Annotated in this window: 11 protein-coding genes and 1 pseudogene; 2 read left to right on the top strand and 10 right to left on the bottom strand. The window is 64.3% G+C overall.

Annotated elements, in window-relative coordinates; all coding sequences use genetic code 11:
* Positions 1 to 233: 233 nt before the first annotated feature.
* The 8 genes and pseudogenes from E3T34_RS01155 to E3T34_RS01120 form a co-directional block, all read right to left on the bottom strand.
* Positions 234 to 3,260, bottom strand: a complete 3,027-nt coding sequence (locus tag E3T34_RS01155) for a glycoside hydrolase family 38 C-terminal domain-containing protein (protein ID WP_134341892.1) — start codon at positions 3,258 to 3,260, stop codon at positions 234 to 236.
* A gap of 54 nt (positions 3,261 to 3,314) precedes the next feature.
* Positions 3,315 to 4,199 carry a carbohydrate ABC transporter permease gene (locus E3T34_RS01150; RefSeq protein ID WP_134341891.1) on the bottom strand — a complete coding sequence of 295 codons (885 nt, stop codon included), beginning with the start codon at positions 4,197 to 4,199 and terminating at the stop codon, positions 3,315 to 3,317.
* Between the two features lie 3 nt (positions 4,200 to 4,202).
* Positions 4,203 to 5,153 carry a carbohydrate ABC transporter permease gene (locus tag E3T34_RS01145; protein ID WP_369827953.1) on the bottom strand — a complete coding sequence of 317 codons (951 nt, stop codon included), beginning with the start codon at positions 5,151 to 5,153 and terminating at the stop codon, positions 4,203 to 4,205.
* Between the two features lie 54 nt (positions 5,154 to 5,207).
* A complete protein-coding gene (locus E3T34_RS01140; protein WP_104100420.1) occupies positions 5,208 to 6,578 on the bottom strand; it encodes an extracellular solute-binding protein in 1,371 nt (456 codons plus the stop codon).
* A 164-nt stretch (positions 6,579 to 6,742) separates the two neighbouring features.
* Positions 6,743 to 7,993, bottom strand: coding sequence for an ROK family transcriptional regulator (locus E3T34_RS01135; protein ID WP_233191339.1), 1,251 nt, complete (start codon positions 7,991 to 7,993; stop codon positions 6,743 to 6,745).
* Between the two features lie 131 nt (positions 7,994 to 8,124).
* A pseudogene (locus E3T34_RS16640) lies at positions 8,125 to 8,265 on the bottom strand (FAD-dependent oxidoreductase); the annotation flags it as partial.
* A gap of 81 nt (positions 8,266 to 8,346) precedes the next feature.
* A complete protein-coding gene (locus E3T34_RS01125) occupies positions 8,347 to 9,075 on the bottom strand; it encodes a hypothetical protein (protein WP_134341890.1) in 729 nt (242 codons plus the stop codon).
* Entirely contained in the window at positions 9,072 to 9,716 is a 645-nt protein-coding gene (locus tag E3T34_RS01120; protein ID WP_104194499.1) for a helix-turn-helix domain-containing protein, read from the bottom strand. The genes E3T34_RS01125 and E3T34_RS01120 overlap by 4 nt, the downstream gene beginning before the upstream one ends.
* Positions 9,717 to 10,046: 330 nt before the next feature.
* Here E3T34_RS01120 and E3T34_RS01115 point away from each other — a divergent pair, with 330 nt between their 5' ends.
* Positions 10,047 to 11,948: an ABC transporter ATP-binding protein gene (locus E3T34_RS01115; protein WP_104100417.1), complete on the top strand. Its 1,902-nt coding sequence runs from the start codon at positions 10,047 to 10,049 to the stop codon at positions 11,946 to 11,948.
* A 237-nt stretch (positions 11,949 to 12,185) separates the two neighbouring features.
* Positions 12,186 to 13,910: a formate--tetrahydrofolate ligase gene (locus E3T34_RS01110; protein ID WP_198412242.1), complete on the top strand. Its 1,725-nt coding sequence runs from the start codon at positions 12,186 to 12,188 to the stop codon at positions 13,908 to 13,910.
* A gap of 75 nt (positions 13,911 to 13,985) precedes the next feature.
* On the opposite strand, the gene E3T34_RS01105 is transcribed toward E3T34_RS01110, so the two are convergent.
* Both E3T34_RS01105 and E3T34_RS01100 read right to left on the bottom strand, forming a co-directional pair.
* The gene (locus E3T34_RS01105; RefSeq protein ID WP_134341889.1) at positions 13,986 to 15,281 is read right to left on the bottom strand and encodes a hypothetical protein; all 1,296 of its coding nucleotides are present in this window, start codon (positions 15,279 to 15,281) and stop codon (positions 13,986 to 13,988) included.
* 68 nt (positions 15,282 to 15,349) lie between these two features.
* Entirely contained in the window at positions 15,350 to 15,871 is a 522-nt protein-coding gene (locus E3T34_RS01100; protein ID WP_134341888.1) for an RNA polymerase sigma factor, read from the bottom strand.
* Positions 15,872 to 16,208 lie beyond the last annotated feature (337 nt).

The following is a 16,208-nucleotide window of genomic DNA, read 5'->3' as shown; positions in this document are numbered from 1 at the left end:
AACCAATCAGCACTGTTACTTCGCTTAGCGGGACTCTTCTGCGCGATGCCCATCGGAATGGACCAGTCCGGCCTTCAGTCGCCGGCCACAGTGGCCCGCCGGCGGCTGCGGCGACGCCTTGGGTGGGTGTGGTCGTGAACGGCACCGCGCTAAGCCTCAATCTGACCGCTGGATAAAGGATTAGTGTGGTGCCGACTCCCGGACCGCCGACAGTCTCGTCAGCCGAGGTGTCATCATTCGAGATTCTCTGTCGTGGTGCGGTGAAGGCGCAGTGTGACGAGCTGGAACGGGCGGAGCGAAAGCGAGATGGTTCGGTCTGGGCGCCCGATCACGGCGCTTGGCTCAGTCTCCCGCTCGAGCAGGTCGGTCTCCGTGACGTCCGACCAGCCGAATCCCGGAGCCAGATCACCGCGCGCACGCGCGCCCAGTGACTCGTAGAGCCGCACGATCACGTCGCCGGAACGGTCCTCCGCGAGCTTTACAGCCTCGACGACGATCGCCGGATTGGTCACGACGACCAGGGGTGCCACCGGGCCGGCTCCCCTTACCTCGCGCAAGGGCAGATTAACTCGATAACCCTCGTCGACGGCATCCGCGATCTCGGCACCGACGCGCAGCGAGACGACGAACTCCTGCTGGCCCTGATCCGAGGCCGGGTCGGGGAAGAGGGGCGCGCGCAGGAGGGAGACGCGTACGACGGTGCTCGTGCCGCCACCAGGCAATGCGGCGCGGCGGATGTCGTGCCCGTAGCTTGCGTCGTTGGCGACGGCGACACCGTAGCCCGGCTCGCCCACGTGAACCCAGCGGTGGGCAACAGTCTCGAACCGGGCGGAGTCCCAGGAGGTGTTCGCGTGGGTCGGCCGGTAGACATGTCCGAACTGCATTTCGGATGCTGCGCGGTCGGCATGAATCGCGAGGGGGAAGGCGAGCTTCAGGAGTTTCTGAGACTCGTGCCAGTCGATCGCTGTGTGGATGTCGAGGGCACCGGTCGCGCCGTTGAGTCGAAGGGTCTGGACCACGGATGAGGAACCAAAGGATCGGTTGACCCGCACCCCGAATCCGTCGTCCGTGACAGCGACGCTGGAAGCCTCGGTCAAGTCGCGCCCGACGTTCTTGTACGTCTCGTCGATGTCCCAGGCGTCCCACTGGATCGGGGTGTCCCGGAACAGCTGCAGCAGGTTGGCAGTCTCGCCGGCGGGGATGACTTCTCGGTCGGCGACGAGGTCGCGCATCGACACGATGAGTCCCCGATCGTCGATGACGACACGCACCCGGTCATTGGCAATCACCAAACCGGCCCCGCTTTCGGTGACCTTGGCCGCACCCGCCCTAGCCGCGGTCGCGGCGGAGAGGCCCGGGACGCCGTCGCGTGAGTTCGGTCCGGCGTTGAATGTGAGCGGATGACTGCCGCTGCCGGCCAGGACCTCGAGGGATCGGGTGATCTGTTCACCCAGAGTCTTCGCGACGGCCGCGTAGTTGCGCTCAGCCTCCTGGTGCACCCAGGCGATCGAGGTGCCGGGAAGGATGTCGTGGAACTGCTGTAGGAGCACAGTCTTCCAGACGTCGTCGAGGGCGTCGTACGGATACTCCGTACCTCGAAGGACTGTCGCAGCAGTGGCCCAAAGCTCTGCTTCTCGGAGCAGGTGTTCGCTGCGACGATTGCCGCGCTTCGTCTTGGCCTGGGAGGTGTAGGTGCCGCGATGGAATTCGAGGTACATCTCCCCCGACCAGACCGGCGCCTCGATGTACTCGCGGTGCGCGCTCTGGAAGAACTGCTCCGGCGTCGTCATGGTGACGCGTGGCGATCCCTCGAGGTCACGCGTACGGGCCGCAGCGGCCAGCATCTCGCGGGTTGGGCCTCCACCGCCGTCGCCCCACCCGAATGGCAGGAGCGAAGTAGTGCCGACCCCCTTTTCGGCGTACTGCCGCTCCGCCTTGGCGAGCTCCTTACCGGAGATTTCCGCGCTATAGGTGTCGACTGGGGGGAAATGAGTGAAGATTCTCGTGCCGTCGATGCCCTCCCACCAGAAGGTGTGATGCGGCATCCGATTGGTCTCGTTCCACGACATCTTCTGCGTGAGGAGCCAGCGAGATCCCGCCGCTGCCACAATCTGCGGCAGAGATGCGGTGTAACCGAACGAATCCGGAAGCCACACCTCGAGCGGCTCGACGCCGAGCTCCTCCATGAAGAACTTCTTGCCGGCGACGAATTGCCGTGCGAGCGCTTCACCGCCGGGCATATTCGTGTCGGACTCGACCCACATCCCGCCGACCGGAATGAATCGGCCCGCCGCCACCTGCTTCTTCACCCGCTCGAACAGTTCCGGATAGTAAACCTGCAGCCACGCGTACTGCTGCGCCGAGGAGGCAGCGAAGGTGAAGTCCGGGTCCTCGTCCATGAGCGCCAGAACGTTCGAGAAGGTTCGCGCGACTTTGCGCACGGTCTCGCGCACCGGCCACAGCCAGGCGGAGTCGATGTGGGCGTGACCGACGGCGGCAAGGCGGTGGGCACTCGCGTAGGCGGGACTGGCGAGCACGCCGACGAGCGTCGCACGGGCGGCCGCCGCCGTGCCCGCAACGTTGTCGGGATCGAGAGCATCGGCCATCCGTCCGAGCGCGTGCAGGATGTCGGCCCGTCGCGGAAGACTGTGCGGAAGCTCATTCATCAAGCCGATAAGGGTCCAGGTGTCCTGCAGGAGCTCCCATACGGCGACGTCAAGTTGTCCGAGTTCGAGCCGACGCAGAACGTAACTGGTCGAGTCGCCCGCTGTGGCCTTGTCGCCGAGCTCGGTAACGCCAAAGGTGAAAATACCGGCGATATTCGGATTGGCGGCCGCCTCGAGGTAGATGTCGACGGGCTCCCCAGCGTTTCCCGCCGGGATGTAGCTGTTGAGGGGTTCGATCGCTTTGATGATCACGCCGTCCGCCGTGTAGGCGGTGCCCTCGGCCTGGAAGCCCGGGAGCGTGGCGGAGAACCCGAGGTCGACGACGACCTCAGCCCGGGTGCCATCCTCGGCCCACTCGGCGGGCACACCTCCAGTGAGATGGAACCAGACGGTACCCCAGGGCTTGCCCCACGCACCGCCGACGGCGAAAGGCTCGTAGCTCTGCCCGATGGCCGCGTCGAAAGGCACCGGCTCGTCATCGACGGTCCAGGAAGCGATTGTCAGCGGGGCGGTTCGGCGATAGACGGCGGGCTTGATCCGTTCCCGGATGACGCGCTCGATTCGCGCTTCGAGGAGGACTCGATTGTCATGCATGGTGGCTCCTTAGCCCGCGATGGTCCTCGCCGCGCGGCGAGGCGTGATGGTGAGTTATCCCTTGACTGCGCCCGCGAGGGCGAACGAGCCGCCGATGCCGCGGGACACGAGAACGTACAGAACGATGGCGGGCACCGCATAGACCAGCGAAAACGCTGCGAGTTGTCCGTAGGCGATCGCGCCGTACTGGCCGAAGAAGCTGTAGATGCTGATCGCGGCGGGTTGCTTGCTCGGCGAGAGGAGCAGGATGAACGGCACGAAGAAGTTGCCCCAGGCCTGAAAGAAGACGAAGATACCGACCACGGCGATGCCCGGTCTCATCAAGGGAACCACGATCAGGCGCAGGGCTCCCATCGCCGATGCGCCGTCGATCCAAGCTGCTTCCTCGAGGGTGATCGGCACCGAATCCATGAAGTTCTTGGTCATGAAGATCGCGATCGGCAGAGACGAAGCGGCCATGAAAAGGATCGTGCCCGGGATCGAGTCCAGCAGATTGAACTGGACGAAAAGGCTGTAGACCGGCACCATGATTGCCGTGATCGGCAGCCCGGTCGCGAACAGCACCCCGTACATGAACGGCTTGTTGAATCTCGCCTGGTAGCGGGACAGCGGATAGGCCGCGAGCAGCGCGGCGACGATCGTGATACCTGCCGTACCGACGGAAATGATCAGGCTATTCCACAGCGGAAGGAACGTGAGTTCGGGAGTGAGAACAGCCGCGAAGTTGTCCAGCGAGAACTCTTCAGGAAACTTGGTCTGGTAGGTGGCCTTGTTGTCGACGGACGCGAAGATGAGCCAGCACAGGGGAAGAAGAAAACAGGCGCCGATCAGGACGAGAACGGCATTGGCGAGGAACCCGATCACGCTCTTCTTGGGGGAGGCTACCGAGACGGGCCGATCGGACTTCCGGGCCTCGGGCGGTGCGGCGATGACTGACATCGGCTAATCCTTCTGCGGACGCAGTGCCCGAATGTAGACGACGGAGAAGATCGCGCCGATGATGAGCATGACGGTGGCGATGGCTGTGCCATAGCCGATGTTGCTGAATCGGAATGCCTCTTTGTAAGCGAGGATCGGCAACGTTGTGCTGTCGTTGCCGGGCCCTCCCGCGGTCATCACGTAGATGAGGGTGAAGACCGACAATGTGAGCAAGCTGATGAGCATGGTGTTCGTCACGATCGTGTTCTTGATCATGGGAATGGTCACGAGAAAGAGGCGCTTGGAGCCGCCGGCTCCGTCGATCATTGCCGCCTCGGTAATCTCCGGCGGTACGTCGTTGAGGGCGGCCTGGTAGACCATCATCGAGAACGCCGTGCCACGCCACAGGTTCGCCAGGATGATCGCGAACATGGGGAAGCTATACAGCCAGTTGGGGCCGGTCATACCGAAGTTCGCCAAAATCTGGTTGAGGGTGCCGTCAGCACTGAAGTAGGCGTAGCAGACGAAGGCGGCGACGATCTCGGGCAGAATCCACGCGGCGACGATGATCGTGCCGACGGAAGCGGTTACCTTCTTATTGGCCTTCTGCATGAGAAGCGCGAGACCAAGGCCAAGGATGTTCTGTGAGATCACAGCGGAGCCGAAAGTGAAGATCGCGGTCAGCCAGAGCGAGAGGGGAAAAACGGGATCGTTGACGAGCTTGACGTAGTTGTCGAAGCCGATCCACTGGGGGTTGCTCGCGTTGACACCGGTGAGCGACGCATTCGTGAACGACCCGTAAACCGACCAGATGATCGGTCCGGCGAGAAACGTGATCATGATGAGAATCGCCGGCACGAGCGGGATCATCCGCACGGCCTTGACAATTCCGCGCACCCGGCGGCGGCGGGAACCCGAGTTCGGTTCCGGCCGCCGCACGTGTGTGTCCTGCGGTGCGAGCACTTCTGCAGTCACTGTGTTCCTGTTCCCGTTTTATCTGTGGGCGCGCACCTGGGTGTCTCGGTACTGCTACTTCTGGATGACGCCCTCGGCACCGACGATCTCTTCGATTGCCTTGTCGTAGGCTGCGGCCGCTTCCTCGGGAGTTGCCTTGTCGGTGATGACTGCCTCGTTGGCCTTCTGGACCTCGGCTGAGATCTGGTTGTAGTCAGCCGTCGCCGGACGGAAGTTCGTCACCTCGACGATGTCGGTGACGGTCTGGACGAAGGGGTTGGCGGCAATGTAGCTCTCGTCGGCGGCGACATCCTTGCGAACGGCAATCTGCGAGTTCTCGTTGTCGTATGCGAGTGCATTGTCCTTGCTCAGCGCCATCGCCATGAAGTCGAAGGCAAGCTGCGGGTCGGCAGTTTTAGCTCCAACTGCGAGTGTCCAGCCGCCTGACATGCTAACGCCGCCCGGCTTCTGGCCGTTCTGGGTCGGGAACACCGTTGCGCCCATGTCGTCGACGTACTCGGGCCACTCGTAAGAGCCACCGGTCTGCCAGAACGAAGGCGTGTAGGAGCCCTCGATCGTTGCGCCGAGAGTCGCGTTTGGGAACATTTCCCCGAAGATGCTCTTCCAGATGTTGGGATCGAGCGCCTGTGCCGGAGTCAGAGCGAGTTCCTCGGAGTAGAGCTCGTCGACGAAGGTGAGGGAGTCGATGAACCCCTGCGAGCCAGTGACCCACTTCGAGGTTTCCGAGTCGTAGAGCGAATCTCCCCCGAGTTCGGTGCCATAGAGGAGTTGGTAGAAGCCCTGCATGTTCGAGCCCTCGCCGGTGCCTGTTCCAGCGTAGAAGTTGAACGGCACGACGTCAGGACTGCTCGCCTTGATCTGGCGTGCGGCCTCCATGACGTCGTCCCAGCTCTTCGGCTCCCAAGGGAGAGCGATTTCGGCCGCCTCGAAGACGGGCTTGCTGTACCAGATCGCACGAGTATCGGTACCGAGGGAGACGGCATAGATGCTTCCGTCGTCGCCCTCGCCTGCCACCTTGGCGGCGTCGGTGAACTGGTCCCAGTCCTCCCACTCGGAGACGTACTCATCCAGGTTGAGGAGGTACCCGGCATCCGCGTCCGCTCGCAACGCATTGGTGTCTTCGTAGAAGATGTCCGGTGCGGTCTCGGCCGAGCGCTGTGAGAGGGCGAGTTTGGTTTTGTAGTCGTCATCTGTTGCTGCGATGGGCTGCAATTCGACGGTCACGCCCTCGTTGGCGGCCTCGAAGTCCGCCTTGGCGGTTGTGAAAAGCGTGTCGAGAGCGGTGAAGGCGTCGGTCTTGATGTAGGCGACCTTGAGGACCTTGTCTTCGCCCTCGGATGGCGCCGATCCGGCCGTGCATCCGGTGAGTGCTACCAGTCCGCCGATCGCGAATGCAGATAGGGCGATTGCTGCTCTTTTCTTCATGGTGCTCCCCTTTGCTCCAAGTACAGATGGTCATGCGGAATGTGGTGCCGACGCACTGGAGAGAAGAGGATGCCTCGCTGCCGTGCCTCGATTTAATAGTACATCGATTAGATAAACCAGCATCAAGGTTTGACCGGGCGTGTCTTGCCGAGTTCCGCACTCGCTCAGGACAGAAGGAGCGCTCTGGGATTCGGAGCGAGTGCGCGATCCAGCACCAGGCAGGCTGCCCCAATCGCCCCTACGTCCTCCCCCACCGTTGATCCCGCCACTGAGATTCGGTGGATGCTTCGCGTGGCGCGGAGCTCTTCGAGCAACTCGGGGATCCTGCGGAGGTAATATCCTGAAAGGCGTGCCCAGAACGGGCCGCCGAGTACCACGCGATCGACGTCGAGTAGGTTCGCGATGATAGCCACCGCTTTCGACATCCGTACGGCTGAGCGCTCCACGATCTCGATCGCGGTCGCGTTGCCCGCCTCAGCGGCCGCACACAGCTCCGTGAACCGCGAATCGACAGTGCGAGTGTCGTTGGCGCCCCAAGCATCGTCGAGGACGCCCAAGCGCTCTGCTTCCTGGACGAGTGCCTGGGGCGTACAGGTCACAGCGATGCACCCGCGCAACCCACACAAGCACTTCGGGCCTGCTGGATCGGTGACGATGTGCCCGACCTCTCCTGCGTTTCCGGAGCTTCCCCGGACTACTTCGTCGTGCATTACGAGACCGACCCCGATGCCGGTGCCAAGGTAGAAGAAGGCAAAGCTGCCCAATCCGGATTCCCCACCGGCCCACATCTCGGCGATCGCCGACGCGGTTACGTCCTTGTCGAGGATCGAGGGAAGCCCGACGCCCGACTGGAGCGCGTCCCGCAGCGGAACCCGATGCCATCCGACCAGGTGCGGCGGGTCGACCACCGTACCCAGCACATTGTCGATCGGCCCGGGGGCCGCAATGCCTACCCCGCCGATCCGTTCCCGCGGCACTCCTGAGTCGTCGATTAGCTGCTCGAGCGCCTCGACGATCCGTTCGATGATGAGGGTCGGGTCCATCACCGCTGGGGTCGGAAAACTCGACCGTCTCACGACGCTGCCGGTGAGATCAAGCATTACGAAGGTCACGACCGTCGGATCGACGTGAACTCCGAGCGCGTAGCGCCCGCCGGGATTGAGCCGCAACATCGTGCGGGGTTTACCGGGCCCCGTGCCCGCCTTGCCGGCTTCCTCGATGAACCCGCTGTCAAGCAGGCGCCTGGTGATGTTTGAAATGGTCTGGGGAGAAAGCCCGGTAGAAGTCACGAGCTCGACGCGACTCAGGCCGGTGGCGGATCGACGGATGGCGTCGAGAATAACCGACTGATTGAAATCGGCCATCGCCGGGAGGTTCGTACCCCGACGCGCCGTCACGTCCTTCTGGTCGCTCATGTCACGACGTTAACGCGTCGACGCAGATCTTCGATGACGAGAAGCTTCTCAGCCTTGTTGAGCAGAGCGCAGTCTCTATTGGTCGGCATGAACTCGATGTTAGTAGCTGGCCGTAGGGTGCCATCTGGATGCCGCCACTGGCCGCCGAGTTGCACGACGCGGCCAGCGGCAGTCCTGGTTTGCTCGACCCGCCCGCCGGGCCGCGCGCGAGCCTCCAACACAACAACATCCGACCCGGCGTTCATCAGGTCCCGGGCAGCGCTCAACCCAGCAAGGCCAGCTCCACGGGCGACAGTTACGACAACGCCATGGCCGAAGCGTCTGAGTCTGCCATCCGGCCACCGGCCTCGCTGCTACGCGTTCAGCGCGATGGTCAGCCGTTCGATTCCGAGGTCAGCCCCGTCGATGACGGGGATGATTGTCCCATCTATGCGGATGGCCCCGATCGCGTTACCGAGCAGCTGGCGGTCCCGCTTGCTCATCTGCACGGCCAGCTGGTCTCCACGGGTGACCAGGGTGCTGAGGACGGCGAAATCTATGAGATGCCGCTTGACGCCCTGGTCAAGCGGTGCGGTGAATGCGGCAGCTTTGAGGACGAGTGCTCCGAGCAGGTTCGGCCGCCAGATCTGGGCCTGGCGCCCGTCATGGTTGACGGTGACCAGCTCGGCTCGGTCGATTCCTTGGTTGGATCCTCGGGCTTCCAGGGTGGTGCAGCCTGTGACTCCTCGTCGTGCTGCGGCCTTCCCACGGACGTGCTCTGCGATGAGGAGGTCGATGGTGGCATCGCCGCGGGTCCACCGGTGCTGATGGCCTTCTGGGCTTTCACCGGCGGACTCGAATCCGATGTCAACGAGGGCCTTGGTGACCTGATGGAGGATGGTCGGCTGCGCGCGCACATCCAAAACAGCATCCGCGTCGTCGGTCGGCCGATTCGGCGTGGTGTCGCGTTCGACGCACCAGAGGTGCACCATCTGGCCGCCAACCAGGCACCAGTTATTCGGCACCTTCTCGGATAGGTCGAAAAGGGCGTGCCAAGCCAGCGAGGACCTCTGACCGAGTACCGGCATGTCGATGACGGTCATCGGTTGCTCAGCAGTTCCTTGATCCGCTGACTTTCGCGTGGCCCGGCGTGGTCGGCGAGGTCAGCGAGGACAAGGCCCAGCGGCGCTCGCCCGTCGGCGTCAGCTTGGACACGAGCCAGGTGGAGCCAGACATTCGCATTCTTCGCCTTCACCAACAGGTACTCGTTGATGAGCTGCTGGGCGATCTCGGGGTCAACATACGCTTCAACCTCATGTTCGCTGCTAAGCCCCGCGCGGTCGTCACTGATTCCGGAGAGGACTATTCGCTTGTCGCTGCGGAGGTCACCGAGATCATCGGCGTTCGCGTGCAAGGCACGGACCGGTGCGCGATTCCGGAGCCAGCTGGCAAGGAGGAGGGCCGGCGCATTGCTTTCTGCCAGGGCAGCGCACTTGCGGTTCAGGAGCCAGCGAGCCTTCGCCTCCATGTTCTCGGGTTCGACGCCCGACAGCAGAGCGATGAGCGACCATGAGTTGGCCGGGCTCAGCGGGCGGGAGAGCGGAGGCTGTCGACGGAGCTCCGACTCGTCGATTCCCCAGCTTGAGCCGATCTTCTCGGCATCGACCTTGCCCTCGCGGATCAGCTGGTGCACGCGCGCGACAGAGATGTCCTGGCGGGCGGCGTACTCTTTTACACTCAACATGTCACAAGGGTACAACCGCTGAAACCCTTGTGACAAGCGACAGCACCAAATGAATGTGTCAGGCTCGTCCAGATGAGGGACGGCCCAACTGACGGCCCCGCAGCGCGACCACCTCCGTCGCGCCCTGGTCCGCCAAGCCCCTGTGCAGTCCTGTCACACGAGGTTTCTGGGTCATGACGGGGGGAACCGTCGCACAGTCGTGGAATGACCGCGGACCCGACGCGGTCCATGACGCTGACCGGCGCACCGCGCATCACCTCGGCAGCCGCGTCGCAAAACTCGGGCAACTCGCCATCTAAACTGAGTTTGGTACCCACGGAAGGAACCTCAATGAGCATGGAAGGCGCGGCCTGGAGCTCGCTGCACAAGATCTCGACCGCCAGGGACGGCAAGCGCGGCTTCTCCCGTGAGTCCGTGCGGCGGATCATGACGTTCGCGGTGCCCTACCGGTCCAAGCTGCTGATCTTCATCGCCCTCTCTATCGTGGGAGCTTTCCTCGCGGTCGCGACGCCGGTACTCGCCGGCCAGGTGGTCGACGTCATCGTCGCCCAGGGCGAGGTCACCACGATCGTTTGGCTCGCCGTCGTCATCGCCCTCGTGGCCGTGGCCGACGCCGCCGTGTCACTCGTGACGCGCTGGTACTCGGCGCGGATCGGCGAAGGCGTGATTTTGGACCTCCGCACCTCCGTCTTCAACCACGTGCAGAAGATGCCGATCGCGTTCTTCACCCGCACGCGGACGGGCGCCCTCGTGAGCCGCCTCAACAACGATGTGATCGGCGCCCAGCAGGCCTTCAGCGGCACGCTGTCCGGCGTGGTTACGAACCTCGTGGCGCTGATCCTCACCCTGATCGTCATGCTCAGCACGTCCTGGCTCGTGACGGTTCTCGCCGTGATCATGCTCCCCATCTTCCTGGTACCCGCCCGCCGCATGGGCAGCCGCCTCGCCGCGCTGCGCCGCGAGGCCGCCGATCACAATTCCGCCATGAGCACGCAGATGACCGAGCGCTTCTCGGCGCCCGGCGCCACCCTCGTCAAGCTGTTCGGTCGGCCCGACGAGGAGGCCGAGGAGTTCCGCGTCCGCGCCGCCCGCGTCCGCGACATCGGGGTCCGGACCGCGATGCTGCAGTTCGTCTTCTTCACCGCCCTGATGCTCGTCTCCGCTCTCGCCCTCGCGCTCGTCTATGGGCTCGGCGGCTTCCTCGCACTCGCCGGCCAGCTGAATACCGGTGACGTGGTCACCCTGGCGCTCCTCCTCACCCGCCTCTACGCGCCGCTCACCAGCCTCGCAAACGCACGGGTGGAGATCATGAGCGCGGTGGTCAGCTTCGAGCGCGTCTTCGAGGTGCTGGACCTCGACCCGCTCATCAAGGAGAAGCCCGACGCCGTCGCCGTCCCCGAAGGCCCAGTGGCCGTCGAGTTCGACAACGTCCGCTTCGCCTACCCGTCCGCGGACAAAGTCTCCCTCGCCTCTCTCGAGGAGGTTGCCACGCTGGACACCCGAGGCGGCGAGGAGGTGCTGCACGGCGTGTCCTTCAGGATCGAGCCGGGGCAGACCGTTGCCCTCGTTGGTACGTCCGGTGCCGGCAAGTCCACAATTGCGCAGCTCCTCTCGCGCCTGTATGACGTCGACAGCGGCGCCGTGCGCCTCGCGGGGACGGATGTCCGCGATGTCACTTTCGTCTCCATGCGGCACACCCTGGGCATGGTGACGCAGGACGGCCACCTGTTCCACGAGACCATCCTCTCCAATCTGCGCCTCGCGAGACCGGAGGCGTCCGACGACGAGGTGTGGGACGCCGTCCGCCGTGCGCGGCTCGAGCCGCTCATCCGGTCCCTGCCGGACCAGCTGGACACCATGGTGGGAGAGCGCGGCTACCGACTGTCCGGGGGCGAGCGCCAGCGGATGACCATCGCGAGGCTCCTGCTCGCCCAGCCGCGCGTCGTCATCCTCGACGAGGCGACGGCGGCGCTGGACTCGACGTCTGAGGCCGCCGTGCAGGCGGCGCTCAGCGAGGCGCTCGAGGGACGGACGGCGATGGTGATCGCACACCGCCTCTCCACCATCCGCAGCGCAGACCTGATCCTCGTTGTTGAGGACGGCTCGATCGTGGAGCGGGGTACGCATGAGGAACTGCTGGCTGTGGGTGGGCGGTACGAGGAATTGCACCGGACCCAATTCGCCGTGCAGAAGAATGATGCGGCCGATGAGGAAGCGCTGAGCCGGACCTAGTCGCCGAGCTCGGTACCCCTGCCCCGAGCGCCTCGGAAAGTCGTCTCATCACGTTTCGTTTAATGGGGACTGATGACGACTTGATTGACTCTGACGAACTCCAACGAGTCAACTGGGCCCGGGGCAGTACCGCACGCCCCATTCGAACTGCTCCACGCCACGCCGGCACGAGCCCGTGGCCTGACAGTACGCTTGGGTCACCAGGCCCCAGAGGCGCTGAGGCGCTGAGGAGGCACCATGTTCAAGCCATCTCGATCAATCACCACGGCCATGCCGTCGGATCTCGCTATCTCGCGCGCTGCGGCCCGTCGCCCGCTTGAAGAGGTTGCAGCCGACATGGGGATCGGTCCACACCTGCTGGAACCGCACGGAAGTGCAGCGTCGAAGATCTCCCTCGATGCGATCGATGAGCTCCGTGACCGTCCACGGGCCAAGTATGTCGTCGTCACCGCAATCACGCCGACTCCACTCGGGTCGGGCAAGACGACCACCGCGGTCGGGCTCGGTCAGGGCTTCCGGCACATCGACAAGCTCGGGATCGTCGCGATACGGCAGCCGTCGATGGGGCCGACATTCGGCATCAAGGGCGGAGCCGCTGGCGGCGGCTACGCTCAGGTGGTCCCGATGGAGGCACTGAACCTGCACCTGACCGGCGACACGCACGCCGTTACCGCGGCCAACAATCTATTGTCGGCGATGATCGGCAACCACATCCACAAGGGAAACCGTCTCGGGTTCGACCCCCATGAGATCACCTGGCGACGTGTCCTCGACGTCAACGATCGCGAGCTGCGCACCATCATCACCGGGCTCGGCGGTCCTGACGACGGCAATCCGTTCCAATCCGGTTTCGACATCTCCGCAGCCAGCGAGGTGATGGCGTTGTTGTCGCTGTGCACGTCGTTGCGGGATCTCCGTGAACGGATGGGAAGAATCGTCGTCGGCTACAACCGCGGCGGCGAACCGGTGTCCGCCGAGATGCTCAAGGCGGCCGGCGCCATGACCGCGATACTCAAGGACGCCATCAAGCCGAACCTGATGCAGACCGTGGAGCAGACGCCAGTGCTCGTCCACAGCGGTCCGTTCGGGAACATCGCCACCGGTAACTCCTCGGTCGTCGCCGATCTGATCGGCATCCATGCCGGCGACTACCTCATCACCGAGGCGGGGTTCGGTGCAGACATCGGCGCGGAAAAGTTCTTCAATATCAAGTGCCGCGCCTCCGGGCTGGCACCGGATGCCGCCGTCATCGTCGCGACCGTGCGTGACCTGAAAACTCACTCAAACAAGTACCGGGTCGTCGCCGGCCGACCGCTGCCACCGGAGATGCTCGCCGAGAATCCCGACGACGTCATCGCCGGGGCAGCGAACCTGCGCCGGCAGATCGCCAACATCCGACGGCACGGAGTGACGCCGGTCATTGCGGTGAACGCATTTCCCACCGACTACGACAGTGAGCATCAAGCGATCATGGACGTCGCGGCAGAGGAAGGTGTGCGCGCGGCGATCAGCTACCACTTCACCGAAGGCGGCAGGGGTGCGGTCGAGCTGGCCGAGGCGGTTGCGGAGGCCTGCGCTGAACCGTCGAGCTTCCACCGGCTCTATCCCGACGAACTTCCCTTGGTCGACAAGATCGATGTGATCGCGCGCGAGATGTACGGCGCCGACGGCTTGGACCTCTCGCCTCTGGCAGCTCGGCAACTCGACAAGTACGAGCGGGCAGGCTTCGGCAGCCTGCCGGTGTGCATCGCCAAGACACACCTGTCCCTGTCGGCCGACCCCAAAATCAAAGGAGCACCCACCGGGTGGCGACTGCCAGTGCGTGAGGTGCGTGCGTCGATCGGGGCCGGGTTCATCTATCCCCTCTGCGGCGACATGCGCACCATGCCTGGTCTCTCGTCCGCACCGGCAGCCGAACGCATCGACATCGACGACAACGGCGAGATCGTCGGGTTGTCCTGATCAGCGGACCCGGCCGGGCACGTCGGGCTTCTCGATGAAGCCTTCCCCGCCCACGAACCGGCAGTGAACGATGGTCTAAAAAGCCCGGAAGTCGAGCATCGATTCCTCGACGGCGAGAACCGACCAGGTGCCGCCCTCGGCATCCGTGAACGCGTACGCCGGGACCACCAGGACGCTCCCGTCCGGCTGCCACTGGCTGGCGAGACCGAGCTGTGCGCTGACGATCTCAACCTTGTTCACGGGCCATGAGACCGAGGTACCGGCGACTGGTGTCGCGGGCGGCTCCATCGGCGCCACCCACTCCTCGGTCGTCAACGCCTGATCACGGAGGGCCATCGGCAGAACCGTCGGTGCTCCGCTGAACCGCGGGTCTGAGAGTCTTTCGAAGCCTTCTTGCTCACTTACCACCGGGTACATCCCCAGAGCAACGACGTCGGCGAGGGCACCGTTGGCGGAGACGACACCATCTTCTGCCATCTCCAATGACCAACCTTGGTCGAGCTGCTGCCCGTCGATGACCGGTTTTGCCTCGGCGGCTCGCGTGGGAGAGCCTTCCCACACCTGAGAGGTAAATTCGAACGCGGCAGGGTCCCGGCCGGCGGCGACGAGGAGCGCGCGAAGTGCTCCGATCGCAGCGTCTCCGCTGGGCGGCTCGCCGGTCGGCTCGCAGACCTGATCACCCTCGCACTGCCACGGGTTCACCTCCGGGTTCTGGAAGTAGAAGGACAGCATGCCGTCGAGACTCACTGACAGGCTCGGGGCGCTGCCGTCCCGCGGGCCGGCGACCCAGCTGCCATCGCGCAGTTCGACTGGTAACCCGACGCCGAGCGCCGCGGCGAGCGCGGTGACCTTGTCTGAGCTGGATGCCGAACGGGGGTCGTAGGCGTAGGCCTGAGCTGTGCCCGCCTGTGTGCCAAGACTGGACGCGCTGAAGGCGTTCCGGCCGGATCCGTAGGGGTAGGTCAAGGGAGACATATTCTGGTCGGTAGCGGCGCCAGAGCCCACGGCTGGCTCTATTCCGCCTTGCGTGACGATTTCGGGGCTCCCGTTGGACTGCAGAGTGATGGGCGGTGCAGCGCCGTCGGCGAGGCTCATTGGCCCGCCTGTGGTCGATCCGATCCCGTATCCCGCGCCACCCACAATCGCAATCGACGCCGCGACCGCGACGAACGGGAGCCAGCGTGGCCGTCGGCTTGCTCGTGCCTGGGCCAGGTCGGCCGCGGGTGCCGATCCGGCCATCGGTTCAGCCTCAGAACCGGTCATCCGAGCGACGACCTCGTCGGCGAACCCGGCACGCGCCTCGACATCCCCCGCTGGGTCGGCGGCACGCAGCCGGGCAACCAGGTCTCGTTGTTTGTCGTCGTCGTTCATATCGATCAGCCTCCGGAATTTCGGTTCACCTGTTATATGTGCGGGGCGTGCCGAATCTTGCAGAAGCCCTAGAACGACATCCGCTCGCCCCAGGCTTCTCGCAATCGCTTACGCGCGCGCGACAGCGCGGCGTCCGCCCCGGATCGGGAGATACCGAGCACCTCGGCGAGCTCGGCTCCGTCGAGACCCTCCCACGCGTGGAGGAGAAGGATCTGCCGGTCGCGCTCCCCCACGCTTGCAAGCGCGCCGCGGAGTTCCGCATCGAACAGGAGGTTCAACTCCGGATCGCCGTCGACTCGCACTACGCCCGACTCGGGCACCTCGTCGACGGGAAGATCGATGTGCTTCCTGCGCGAATTCGCGAGCGTGAATCCCGCCGTGCGATACAGCCACGGCAGCACCGCCTCCCGTGGCAGGTCATTGCGGCGTCGCCAAGCCGTCGCGAAGACCTCAGCGGCCAGGTCCTCGGCATCCTGACGCGGTCCGCGGCGGGCGAAGTAGCGCACGAGCGCAGTCGAGTGCGCCCGGACGATCACGGTGAACCAGTCGACGTCGGCCGCCGCCTTGGGCGGTTCCGCGCTGTCAGGCATCGCCGCTCCCTCGCTCATGTCGGCGGTGGCTGGGGTGTTGGCGATCCTCACATACTGAATATGTCGCTTCCGCCGTAAGTCTTGCACGCAGCGCCCCGAATTTTCGGAGGTCGCGTCACCATCCTGCTGACGAACTTCAACCCCCGCAAAAATCCCGCTCACAATTCAAGAATCGCGACCGAAACCGGACGCGAGAACTCCTTGAACCAGAACTCGCTCCTGAGAAGTCTCAGGAGCGAGTTCTTCTTGTTTCGACCGGACCGTTTCGTGAAGAGTTTCGTAAACGGCCCCTTTGTGGGCCGTTTGCGAAAGCCAGCAGGGAAAGGATCGTCGGTGA

The organism is Cryobacterium sp. TMT1-62, assembly GCF_004403145.1.
GTDB classification, from domain to species: domain Bacteria; phylum Actinomycetota; class Actinomycetes; order Actinomycetales; family Microbacteriaceae; genus Cryobacterium; species Cryobacterium sandaracinum.
This window is presented reverse-complemented; position numbering and strand designations above follow the sequence as displayed.